Here is a 12,050-nt window from a genome sequence, read left to right on the forward strand (position 1 = left end):
GCCAAAGTATCAATTCAGAATCAATTACAAATGAAAAGCACAACTTCTTTATTAACTATAAAAGACCACTCCGTTTCAGGAGAAGTATTTGAATTAATTGAAAATTCAGAATATGGGTTTCTTGAAACTTCACCAAAACCTTCATTAGAAAAATTACCAGAATACTATCAAAGTGAAGATTATATTTCGCATACAGATTCTAAACGCAATCTGTTTGAAAAGGCATATCATGTTGTTAGAAAATGGGCCTTAAAGAAAAAGTTACATTTAATTAATTCTTTTAATACCAATGGTAAAAGTATTTTAGATGTTGGTTGTGGTACAGGTGACTTTTTACAAATTGCACAACAAAATAATTGGAAGGTTTCAGGAATTGAACCAAACGAACAAGCAAGAATAATTGCCAATCAAAAAACTAACAATTCCGTTTTTGAAACAGAACAACTTTTAGAATTCAAAGCACAGAGTTTTGATGTTATTACACTGTGGCATGTTTTAGAACATTTACCAAATTTAGAAGATCATATTTCTATTTTTAAAAAACTATTAAAACCAAATGGGGTTATAGTTATAGCTGTTCCTAATCATAAAAGTTTTGATGCAAAACATTATAAAACGTTTTGGGCAGCTTTTGATGTTCCAAGACATCTTTGGCATTTTAATAGAAAATCTATGTCAAACTTATTTTCTAAAGTTAATATGAAAGTAGTTAAAACTAAATGCATGTGGTTTGATGCTTTTTATGTGAGTATGCTTTCAGAAAAATATGCCTCTGGAAAAATGAATTTATTTAAAGGTTTTTTTATTGGAGCCCTTTCAAATATTAAAGCTATTACTTCAAAAGAAGCCTCTTCATTAATTTACATCATTAAAAACCACTAAAACCTAATTAGATTAGTTTTATTTTAAGCCTAATAATGAATTCATCTATATACATACCCAATTTTTAAAAGTGCCTTAAAACGCTTTATTTAAACTTGTTTGTAATAATGATTTTTAATAAATAATTTAAATTCAATAAATTTTATTTATAGCGTTAATTCAAGGTTAATTTAATTACTTCAGTCTATTTTGTTTATTACATTTGTTCGGATTAAAAATTTAAGAAATGAAATATATAATTTGTATTGTTTTAGTAGCGTTTGCTTTTACATCTTGTCAGCAACAAAAAATTGGTTATGTAGATAACGGAACTGTTATTAATGACTACCAGGAGAAAAAAGATTTAGAAACTAGGTTTCAAGCTAAGGACGATTCTTTTAAGAAAAGAGCAGATAGTATTAGTCAAGCGTTTCAATTAGAAGCTCAAAAAACACAAAATGAAGCACAAAGAGTTGCAAGAAGTAATAGAAAGAAAGCCGAAGAATTAATGGTAGGCTTACAACAAAAGCAACAAATATTGCAACAACAAATGCAATTTGAACAACAACAAATTCAGCAGTCTTTTCAATCTGAAATAGATTCTTTAATAATTAGGGTTAAAGACTACGTTAAAGATTACGGTAAAACAAACGGATATACTTATATCTTAGGTACAAGTGATGCTGCATCTTCAGTGTTGTATGGTACAGATGAAAATGATTTAACACAAACTATTTTAGATGCTTTAAATGCTGAGTACAAGGAGAAATAGATTGTAAAATACTCAAAATCAATATATTATCCTGATTTCTTAAAACAAATCAGGATTTTTTTTGCGGTAAAACGAAAAGGCCTTGGCAAGTATTGATACCTTAAAGTTTCCAGTTCCAATAAGTTCACCATCGGCTTGAATAAAAGGAAGCTTATTTTCATCAACCTCTATTTTCAGTGCATCTGTTTTTAGCGTTTTAACTTTTTTGTGCTTAGTTATTTTACCGTTAAACAGTCTGGGTAAATTTGTTATGATTTCAAACTTGTTGAGGTTTTGAGCAATAGAAATGTCTAATAAACCATCAAAGGGATTTGGTGAATCTGTAAGCCGCATGCCGCCACCAGAATATTTACATAAGCCAACAAGTATCATTAAGGTTTTTCCTGATATTTCTTTTGAATTTATAGTTACTTTAGATTCAAAATTATTAAAAGAAAATATACCGGAAAGCGCTCCAAAAAGGTAAGCCAAAGCACCCCATTTTTTATACCGCTCAACTTTACTAACTACATAACCATCAAAACCAATACCCGCTAAATTATTGAAATAAACAGAAGGTTTATTACTGTTTTCAAATTCAATTTTACCTAAATCTTGATAGGCAATATAACCTTCAGAAATGATTTTTATGGCCGATTCTATATGGTTTGCAATGGCATGAGTTTTTATCCAATCATTTCCTGTGCCAATAGGTATAACGCCAATATTAATGGCGCTAGACGGTATTTCTGACTGATTCATAATACCATTAATGGTATTGTGTAAGGTACCATCACCGCCAACGCAAATAATGTGCTTAAAACTGTTTTTTAGAGCTTTTTGAACTAGTGAAACACTATGTTTGCTGTATTCAGTAAAAGCAAATTCAAAATCAAATTTATAATGGTGTAATAAACGCTTTATTTCAGGCCACTTTTGTTTGGCTTTCCCATTACCAGAAGTTGGGTTAATAATAACAAACCACTGTTTGGAATCCTTTTGCATTAAGCCGATTTTTTATGAAGTAATCGGGTAAGTTTTATTGATAGATCTGTTAGTATAATTTTAGAGTTACCATTGCGCTCAATATGGTAAATGGCGTCTTGAAGCTCATTGCTAATATCCATGATGTTGTTGCCATGAATATAAGGTGCAAAATTTTCCAGTTTAAACTTTTCTGTTTTTGGTTCTAGGTACACCAAATCGGTGGCGTTGTAATTTAGCAATAGGGCCTGCCGGAAAAAATCTAAGCAAAAATGTAAAAATTGTTTCTGTGTTTCTCTACCTGTTTTTGCTATATCTTCACTCCAGGAAATAAGATCATGAATGGCAGATTTATTTCCCTTAGCTTTAAAAGCACTTCTAATCCAGAAAATAAACCATTTTTCAAATTGCAAATCTTCAGAATCTTGATACACCAAATCACAAGCCTTATTATAATTTCCGTTAGACTGATGCGCAATTTTAGCAGCAACCGTAATATCTAAATTATAATCTTTAATTAAAGCTTGCTTTATAACATCTTCAGCTAAAGGCGGAAAATGAAGAATCTGGCATCTAGACCTAATGGTATTAATAATTTGCTCTTCATCTTCAGCAATTAAAAGAAAAACAGTTTGGTTTGGTGGCTCTTCAATAAGTTTTAAAAGCTTGTTGGCACAGGCAATATTCATTTTTTCGGCCATCCAAATAATCATTATTTTATAACCACCTTCATAAGATTTAAGAGATAAGGCTTTTACAATATCTTGGGCTTCATCAACCCCAATTTGCCCTTGTTTATTATCAACCCCAAGTAGTTTATACCAATCAAATAAATTCCCGTAAGGTTGTTCTTTTAATAACTGGCGCCATTCTTCAAGATAATGACTAGAAACAGGATGACTTTTGGCCTTACTGGTAGTAGTTACCGGAAATGCAAAGTGCAAATCTGGATGCGATAAGTTTTGAAACTTAATATTGCAGGCTTCATTACCAGAGTTATTTTCTGCATTAGTGTTTTTGCACAAAATATACTGTGCGTAGGCAATAGCCATAGGTAATGTGCCAGAACCCTCAGGACCCACAAATAATTGCGAGTGTGGTATTCTACCATTATCAGCACTTTGTGTGAGATGGTTTTTAATGTGTTCTTGCCCTAAAATATCAGAGAATAGCATGGAAACAAAAGTACATGATTTTTTTTCATAAAGAAATTCAAGAAACTAAATGAGAAAAGGTTTTTCTAAGGTAACTGAGGCTTAACTTTTAAATATTTGGGCGTTACCACGCTACGGCGTGGTCGGGCTTTTAGCTATATCTTTTTAAACGTCATTCTCAGGGAGGAATGACCGTAAGAATTTGTTAAATTTTAATATAAAAGCACTTTAGTTCCCTTCTAAGTTTAAAAAGGATGCCGCTTCAATCCCTAACGCGGGTTAGTTTGTTCGGGTTGTTTTTTAGATTGAAGTTGGCGGTTTTTTTGAGGAGTTCATTTACCCATTTTTTAAAATTATCATGTCCAATTTGTATTGGGTTAATTATTTCCCAAAATTCACCAAAATTTGATTGATTATGTCCTCGGACTTAATCCTTAATTAACATCCAGTTGTTTTTTTCAATTTTATATTCCTCATGAGCAAATGCTACTGCCGTATTATAATCATCTTGCAAATGGTCACTAATACATTTACCATTATTATCGAAAACATAAATATACCAACCTATTTCTGGCAGATCTTCTTCTATAATAAATCGTTGGTTTCCGATATATGTTTCAAATTTTCTAAACATCATTTGTCAATACAATGGAATGATTGTTTATGGTTTTTTGTATGAAAATCCATAGGGTTTTAGAAGTAAGTGAGAACATGCAATTACTTATAGTCTTTGTTGGCAATAGTGTTTTATTTCACATAAGCGAATGATTGAGGTGGATGTAAATTAAAATCCGTTTTCAAACATTTAGGTTTTTTATATTTTTTCTTGTTCTTGACTTGAATTGCGAACCCCTTTTCTCTCTCCGAAAAATATTCATAAAAAAAATCTTCTGTAATTCCCGAATATTCTTTTGTCAAGTTCCAAAGTGTTTCAAGGTCATTATTGAAGATTTTACCGATTTCAAATTCGCCAATTACTTTTTGTACAGGCGATGATGCATAAACTATTACAGATTTTACATTATTGTTTTTAAAGATGGCTTTTCTAAATTCAAATTTTTTAGAACCATCAAAAATCTTAAAAGCAAACTCTGGTTTAATTGATAAAACGACTTTCATATATTATTTTCGGTTGTAGGCAAAATTAACTAATTTGTTAAACTGATTGTTATTTAATTCTATAAATCCACGTGGCATATTCATAATGTCCGGAATTACACCAATTCTGTTCAAATCATTGAGCGTTGGTTTTGGTGTCGGAAAAGAGTGAGCGAATAAAAATTTTATAACAAAAGGTTTGTATTTTTTCTTATTCCACCAATTTTTTTCAAGTTCTTTCTTTTTTATCATAGTTCTTCTATAACAAGCTTTATAAAATTCATCGAACGAATTAAAATCTTTAACTACTTGCTCTACAATACAAATTGAAGTTACGGTACTTGAGTATTTTTTAGGTTTGGTTTCTCCCAATCTATAAATGATAATAATATCACCAGGTTGAAGATGTCTATCAAAAGAATGTGATATATATACCTTTCCTATACGATTTCTGTGAGGTTCGTTCTCCGTATATTTTGTTTTATCTTCTCTAGTGTTAATACTATCGGGAAATAATTCCGTGTGATATTGAGGTTCTATTTTGATGATATATTTTCTAGTTTTTCTAGAGAAAAAAGGAAAAGAAAGCTTAGGTTTATTAATGTCAATTGGCAAAGTCTTACCAAAAGGTCTAGTTAAAACGATTTCGTCTCCGTTTTTAGTCGATTTTATTCCGTGTTCAATAAAACCCCAAGTTTTGAGCATATCAATTAGTTGTACTTGTTCTGGTCTTTTGTCAAAAACAGTAACATATATTTCATCAACTTTATATTGAATTGCGTTATCAAAAACAATTTTCAAAAATCTTTCACCAATTTTATATCCGTTACTAATTACTTTTAGCGTTCCAATTTTCAGTCTTTTTTTCTTGTCAAATATTGGTTTTATTTCAGAGTAATTTTCTTTTTCATCTTCAACTTTAATGTAAAGAAATGCGGTTAAGTTATTATCGCTATAACATACATAACAAACTTTGTCAAATTTTGATTTGAACCAATCATCAAATTCATCATAGTCTTCTCGGAAACTATTAAAAAAGTTGTCATCAATATCAACTTCTGCGAAGTCAGCTTTTTTAACGGCGAGGATGTTATATTGAACTAATTCAGGGTTTTCAGATGTGACTTTTTCAAGAAATGATTGAATTTTAAAGACTTTGTCTGAAATGCCAAGTCTATCTGCTTTAGAGTGTATTTTTTTGTCCTGCGTTATTAATAAATCTATTCTGTTTTCATAGATTTCGTTTAATAGGTGGGTGTCATTTATATCGTTATCGTTTACATCAAATTCATCACTTACACTTTGTACATTTTCCGAAAAAGGAAGTTGATGTTTAATTTTATTATAACTGTCTAGTTTTATTGAAAAAGTCGCAACTACTTGTTTATTTTGATAAGTATCAATTTCAGAGATTGTAATTGGATGAATATATTTTTCGTAATGTAACTTATCAATCCAGTTAAATAGTTGTCCGATGTCGTATTCGACGACTCTGTTCGCTTCTCTGTGAATAATTATGTTAGTATCTAAAAGTACTTTCATTCAATGATTGTTCTTGGGTTTGTTCACAATTTTGCCAAGGCCTTGATATAAAATCATTTTAATGATTTATACTTACTGCCAAACTAAAGTATAGTTTTTTTCTCACAAAGTCAAGTGCTATAATCTTTAAGTTTAAAATGCTTTTAACAAGTTATTATTACTAATTAAAAACAAATCCACTTATTTTTATATGCTAAACAAAACATTTAATTAATCCATGTCCCAAGAAGCTATTTTATTTATTCCAGATATATCGGGGTTTACTGAGTTTGTTCATCATACAGATATTAGCCATAGCCGGCATATTATTTCTGAGCTTTTAGAGCTTTTAATTGATAGTAACACCATAGGGTTGGAGCTGGCAGAAATAGAAGGTGACGCGCTTTTTTTATATAAGCTTGAAGATACTATTAATTTAAGCGCAATTGAAAAGCAAATTGAAGCCATGTACGTAGCATTTCATTCACATTTAAAGCGTTATGAGTACCAAAGAATTTGTCATTGTGGTGCATGTTCATCTGCTTATAATTTAAAAATTAAGTTTGTGGTGCATTATGGTGAAATTGAATTTATTGAAGTTAAAGATTCAAAAAAGCCCTACGGAAGTAATGTTATACAAGTTCATAGATTGCTTAAAAATGATGTGCCAATTGATGAGTACGCTATTTTCACAGAAAGTGTAAAGGCTCTAGATGAAAATTCAGAAAAACAAAAAGCCACTTACGATTTTGGAGAGATTGTATTTACTTTTAACCCGCTATCTCATTTAAAAGAACGTTTACCTGAGATTGACCCAATTCCCAAAGATGTTCCAAAAACGGCCTTACTTAAAGAAACTGTTGAGGTTAAAATTTCGGCTTTAGAACTTTATGAAATACTAAGCAATTTTGATTACAGATTGCTTTGGGTTAAAGGCATAAATAAACTAGAGTACGAAAAAAACAAAGTAAATAGAGCAGGCTTAAAGCATAAGTGTTTGGTTAATAATCAAGAAATTACTCAAACAACGGTAACAAAAAACGTTAATAAAAACCAGCTTGTATATGGTGAATCTACCACCAATTTTCCTTTTACAAAACGCATGAGCAATTATTTTGTTTTAGAAGAAATTGAATCTGGGTTAACTAAAGTTGATATTGAGTTATTTGCAGACTTTAAGCCATTTGGTATTATCATGAAACCACTTTTAAAGAAAAAACTTAAAACGGCCATTTTAGAAAACTTCAATCACCTTATTTCTTTAATTAATTCTGGATTTACCTTTAAATCTGATGTAGAAAACTAGTTTTTCAAAAAATCTTTTCCACTTCAAACGTTTTCGTAAAAAAAGGCATTTTTTAGTGCTATTTAATTAACTACATTTGTGTTCTAATTGATATAAAACAATAAAAATGAAGACTCTTAACGATTTCAATTTTGAAAATAAAAAAGCCTTAATCCGTGTTGATTTTAATGTGCCTTTAAATGAAAATTTTGAGGTAACAGATGCTACCAGAATTGTATCTGCAAAACCAACAATCATTAAAATATTAGAAGATGGCGGAAGCTGTATTTTAATGTCGCATTTAGGGCGTCCAAAAGGATTTCAAGCTGAGTTTTCATTAAAGCATATTGTAGAAAAAGTACAAGACGTTTTAGGTGTTGAAGTTAAATTTGTTTCAGATTGTATTGGTGCTGATGTTGAAGCTGCAGCTGCAAGTTTAGAACCAGGTCAAATTTTATTATTAGAGAATCTTCGTTATTACAAAGAAGAAACAGCAGGAGATAAAGACTTTGCAGAAAAGCTTTCTAAATTAGGAGATGTTTATGTAAATGATGCTTTTGGAACTGCGCATAGGGCTCATGCATCTACAACTATTGTTGCTCAGTTTTTTCCAGAAGATAAATGTTTCGGAAGCTTATTAGCACAAGAAATAGATAGTATAAAAAAGGTAATGGAAACTGGAGAAAAACCAGTTTTAGCCATTTTGGGTGGTGCTAAAGTATCTTCAAAAATTACCATTATAGAAAACATTCTTGATAAAGTAGATCACTTAATTATTGGTGGTGGTATGGCTTTTACGTTTATTAAGGCTCAAGGTGGTAGTATTGGTAATTCTATTTGTGAAGATGATAAAATGCCACTTGCTTTAGATATTTTAAAACAAGCAGAAGAAAAAAATGTTCAGATACATATTCCTGTTGACACTATTGCTGCAGATGCGTTTAGTAACGATGCTAACAAGCAAACTGTGGATATCACAGCTATTCCTGATGGTTGGGAAGGTGTAGATGCCGGACCAAAATCAATAGAAAAATTCCACAAGGTAGTTATGGAAAGCAAAACGATACTTTGGAATGGCCCCTTAGGCGTTTTTGAAATGGAAAGTTTTGCAAACGGTACTATAGAATTAGGAAACTCTATTGCAGAATCTACCAAAAACGGGGCTTTCTCACTAGTTGGTGGAGGTGATTCTGTAGCAGCTGTAAAACAATTTGGATTCCAAGATAAAGTAAGTTACGTAAGTACTGGTGGAGGTGCTATGTTAGAAAGTTTAGAGGGGAAAACTTTACCAGGAATTGCTGCAATTTTAGAGTAAAATTTCAGAAATCGCTTTTAGTTTAGACTTTAACTAGTAAAAATACTCCAACAGAAAGCTTTTAGGAATTTGGGAATAAAATAAATTAAGTTTTCAAAATCCCATAAAAAACACGAATTTAGCCATACTATCGTTCAATGAAGAGAGATATTATGGCTATTCGTTTTTATATACTTATTTTCCTTTTTAGTATATCGTTTTCTTATTCGCAAACAGAAGATGCAGGTGCCTCTTCTAATACCCCCGTTAAGGATAGTTTAGTTGGCACTATCAATCAATTGAAACAGTTGAATCAACTCCTGATTCAACGGATATTAAGAAATTAAAAGACCTTGAACTTGCTGCAAATTTTGATGAAAAGTGGCAGGAAGAATTATATAGTACCAGCTTATTTGATACCATTTATAAATCGGTTACAGAATTAAGTTTTGAAGATGTTGAATATCCAGAATTACCAACGGATACTTTGAAAATGAGATTAGAGGCACTTAATGCCAGAACACCGTTTAATGTAGAGTATAATCCTGCTTTAGAAAGTGTTATAAAATCGTATTTAAAACATAGGCGTAAATCACTTCAAAAGTTAATTAGTTTAAGTAACTATTATTTTCCTTTATTTGAAGAAGAGTTAGATAAACATAATATTCCATTAGAAATAAAATATCTGGCCATAGTAGAATCTGCATTAAGGCCAAGAGCAAAATCTAGAGTAGGTGCCACGGGTTTATGGCAATTTATGTTTGGTACTGGAAAAGAATATGGTTTAGATGTAAGTAGTTATGTAGATGAACGCAGTGACCCTATAAAATCTACTGAAGCGGCATCTAAATACTTGGCTAGACTCTATAAAATTTTTGGAGATTGGGACTTGGCCCTGGCGGCTTATAATTCGGGTCCAGGAAATGTAACTAAGGCCATACGTCGTTCAGGTGGCTATAAAAATTACTGGAATATTAGGCATAATTTACCTAGAGAAACGGCAGGATATTTACCCGCTTTTCTGGCTAATATGTACATTTTTGAATATGCTGAGGCTCATGGTTTTAAAAATATTAAACCAAATTTTGTGCTTAAAGAAACAGATACGGTTTTGGTGAAAAATATGATAACTCTAGATCAGGTATCAGAAGTAACAGGCACACCTGTAGAAGAGCTTCAGTTTTTAAACCCTTCATACAAATTAGATATTATTCCGGTAATTAAAGGAGAGAATTATTATTTAAGATTACCCAAAGAAGTTGTAGGTACATTTGTAAATAACGAAGCGCAGATTTATGCTTTTGTAAAAGAAGAATTTGCCAAAAGAGAAAAACCATTACCACAATTTTTTAATGCTACAGACAGGATTAGATATAGAGTTAGGTCTGGAGATTATTTAGGAAAAATTGCAAGGCGCTACGGCGTAAGAGTGAGCCAAATAAAACGTTGGAATGGTTTACGTAGCAACGATTTAAAAATAGGACAAAGACTAACCATTTATCCAAGAAAACCGTATACACCACCCATAGCAAAATCAAATAGTCAACCTCAAAAAAAGGTAGAAATTAAGCCCATTACAGGTGATGTAATTATTTATACAGTTAAGAGTGGTGATTCATTATGGAGCATTTCTCAAAAATTTTCTGGAGTTTCTATTCAAAATATTCGAGAATGGAACGGTATTAGTGGTAGTAATTTAAAACCGGGAATGAAACTTAAAATATCTAAAGGATAATTCCTTAAATAAACATATTCATGAAAAAAATTCTTCTATCAGCAATCATAGTTTTGGCTGTAATATCTTGTAAAGAGAAATCAAAAACATCAGAAAAAATTCTTTTTGATTCTACAGGAAATATTAATCATGTTTCTATTGTAGTAGAGAATAATCTGTGGGAAGGTAGTGTTGGAGATGCTATACGTGAAGTACTTACTCAACCCATATATGGTTTGCCTCAAGATGAGCCCATGTTTACATTAAGCCAAATTCCACCGCAAGTTTTTTCAGATTTTGTTACTAAAAACAGGACTATTTTAAAAGTAGAAACCGGTAAGGAGCCTTCTATTAATTTTAATGATAATGTATATGCGAAACCTCAAAAAGTGGTTGTTCTTTCAGGTAAAACAAGGCAAGATATTATTAAATTAATTTCAGAAAATGGCGATAAAATAATTGAGACTTTCAGAAACATGGAGATTGCAGAAAGACAGCGTCAAATGTCTAAATCTCCACATAGTTTTACTTCTATTAAAGAGAAACTAGGTTTAACAATTAAGTTCCCTTCAATTTATGAGGCGGCAAAAGAAAAAGAAAACTTCTTTTGGCTTAGAAAAAACATTACCACGGGCCATACGCATTTAATGATTTATGATTTGCCATATGATGCCATAACAAGGAATGATAGTACGGTAACTCAAATAATTAAAATAAGAGACTCTATTGGAAAAACTTACTTTAAAGGCAGGTTAGATGATACAGTTGATGCACAAGGAAACAAAATAAGTTCATATATGGTTACAGAAGATGCCTATACGCCATTTCATACGCAGACCATTATAGATAATAAACCAGCATTTGAAACCAAAGGTATTTGGGAGCTAACAAACGATTTTATGGGTGGTGCTTTTATAAACTACACTGTTGAAGACAAGGTAAATAAACGTTGGGTTGGTATAGAAGGGTTTGTATTTGCTCCCTCTGTTGAAAAGCGTAATTATATGTTAGAGTTGGAAGCTATCATAAAATCTGTTAAGATTGAATAACTAATAGAAAAGAAATAAAAAAGGCCAACTTATTTAGTTGGCCTTTTTTTATGAATAAATATAGTACTATTCTTTTCCGTTTTTTTTAGCTTCTTCTTCATCTTTGCTAGCGTCTTTAAATTCTTTAATTCCGCTGCCTAATCCGCGCATTAATTCTGGTATTTTTTTACCTCCAAAAAGCAATAATACAACAACAATAATTAGTGTTATTTGCAAAGGACCTATTGCTAATGGTAACATATATAAGCTCATAATAATTATTTTAAAAAACAAAGTTAATAATTAATGTTTAATAAAAGCGTTTTAAGCATAACTTTAGTATATTCAAAAATTAGATTG

Annotated in this window: 12 protein-coding genes; 6 read left to right on the forward strand and 6 right to left on the reverse strand. The window is 31.1% G+C overall.

Features of this window, described 5'->3' with window-relative positions:
* Nucleotides 1-30 precede the first annotated feature (30 nt).
* Nucleotides 31-882 carry a class I SAM-dependent methyltransferase gene (locus tag N1F78_RS06190; protein WP_406685312.1) on the forward strand — a complete coding sequence of 284 codons (852 nt, stop codon included), beginning with the start codon at nt 31-33 and terminating at the stop codon, nt 880-882.
* Nucleotides 883-1,108: 226 nt separating this feature from the next.
* A complete protein-coding gene (locus N1F78_RS06195; protein ID WP_406685313.1) occupies nt 1,109-1,633 on the forward strand; it encodes an OmpH family outer membrane protein in 525 nt (174 codons plus the stop codon).
* A 39-nt stretch (nt 1,634-1,672) separates the two neighbouring features.
* Here the strand turns inward: N1F78_RS06195 and N1F78_RS06200 are convergent, their stop codons facing one another.
* The 5 genes from N1F78_RS06200 to N1F78_RS06220 all read right to left on the reverse strand — a co-directional run bounded on the left by N1F78_RS06200 (nt 1,673) and on the right by N1F78_RS06220 (nt 6,390).
* On the reverse strand, nt 1,673-2,617 hold the full coding sequence (locus tag N1F78_RS06200) for a diacylglycerol/lipid kinase family protein (protein ID WP_406685314.1): 945 nt from the start codon (nt 2,615-2,617) through the stop codon (nt 1,673-1,675).
* Nucleotides 2,617-3,771: an ATP-binding protein gene (locus N1F78_RS06205; RefSeq protein WP_406685315.1), complete on the reverse strand. Its 1,155-nt coding sequence runs from the start codon at nt 3,769-3,771 to the stop codon at nt 2,617-2,619. Before N1F78_RS06205 ends, N1F78_RS06200 begins: the two co-directional genes overlap by 1 nt.
* Before the next feature lie 406 nt (nt 3,772-4,177).
* Nucleotides 4,178-4,387, reverse strand: a complete 210-nt coding sequence (locus N1F78_RS06210) for a hypothetical protein (RefSeq protein ID WP_406685316.1) — start codon at nt 4,385-4,387, stop codon at nt 4,178-4,180.
* Between the two features lie 110 nt (nt 4,388-4,497).
* Entirely contained in the window at nt 4,498-4,869 is a 372-nt protein-coding gene (locus N1F78_RS06215) for a hypothetical protein (protein WP_406685317.1), read from the reverse strand.
* A 3-nt stretch (nt 4,870-4,872) separates the two neighbouring features.
* On the reverse strand, nt 4,873-6,390 hold the full coding sequence (locus N1F78_RS06220; RefSeq protein ID WP_406685318.1) for a PIN domain-containing protein: 1,518 nt from the start codon (nt 6,388-6,390) through the stop codon (nt 4,873-4,875).
* Nucleotides 6,391-6,607: 217 nt separating this feature from the next.
* Here N1F78_RS06220 and N1F78_RS06225 point away from each other — a divergent pair, with 217 nt between their 5' ends.
* The 4 genes from N1F78_RS06225 to N1F78_RS06240 all read left to right on the forward strand — a co-directional run bounded on the left by N1F78_RS06225 (nt 6,608) and on the right by N1F78_RS06240 (nt 11,711).
* Nucleotides 6,608-7,675, forward strand: a complete 1,068-nt coding sequence (locus tag N1F78_RS06225; protein ID WP_406685319.1) for a DUF2652 domain-containing protein — start codon at nt 6,608-6,610, stop codon at nt 7,673-7,675.
* A 106-nt stretch (nt 7,676-7,781) separates the two neighbouring features.
* The gene (locus tag N1F78_RS06230) at nt 7,782-8,969 is read left to right on the forward strand and encodes a phosphoglycerate kinase (protein ID WP_406685320.1); all 1,188 of its coding nucleotides are present in this window, start codon (nt 7,782-7,784) and stop codon (nt 8,967-8,969) included.
* Between the two features lie 277 nt (nt 8,970-9,246).
* Nucleotides 9,247-10,683 (forward strand): LysM peptidoglycan-binding domain-containing protein, encoded by a 1,437-nt coding sequence (locus N1F78_RS06235; RefSeq protein WP_406685672.1) that lies wholly within the window; start codon nt 9,247-9,249, stop codon nt 10,681-10,683.
* Between the two features lie 20 nt (nt 10,684-10,703).
* Nucleotides 10,704-11,711 (forward strand): DUF4837 family protein, encoded by a 1,008-nt coding sequence (locus tag N1F78_RS06240; protein WP_406685321.1) that lies wholly within the window; start codon nt 10,704-10,706, stop codon nt 11,709-11,711.
* A gap of 66 nt (nt 11,712-11,777) precedes the next feature.
* Here N1F78_RS06240 and tatA read toward each other — a convergent pair whose 3' ends face one another.
* Nucleotides 11,778-11,963, reverse strand: a complete 186-nt coding sequence (tatA, locus tag N1F78_RS06245) for a twin-arginine translocase TatA/TatE family subunit (RefSeq protein ID WP_406685322.1) — start codon at nt 11,961-11,963, stop codon at nt 11,778-11,780.
* Between the last annotated feature and the right edge of the window lie 87 nt (nt 11,964-12,050).

The organism is Seonamhaeicola sp. MEBiC01930 (assembly GCF_045277075.1).
Lineage (GTDB): Bacteria > Bacteroidota > Bacteroidia > Flavobacteriales > Flavobacteriaceae > Seonamhaeicola.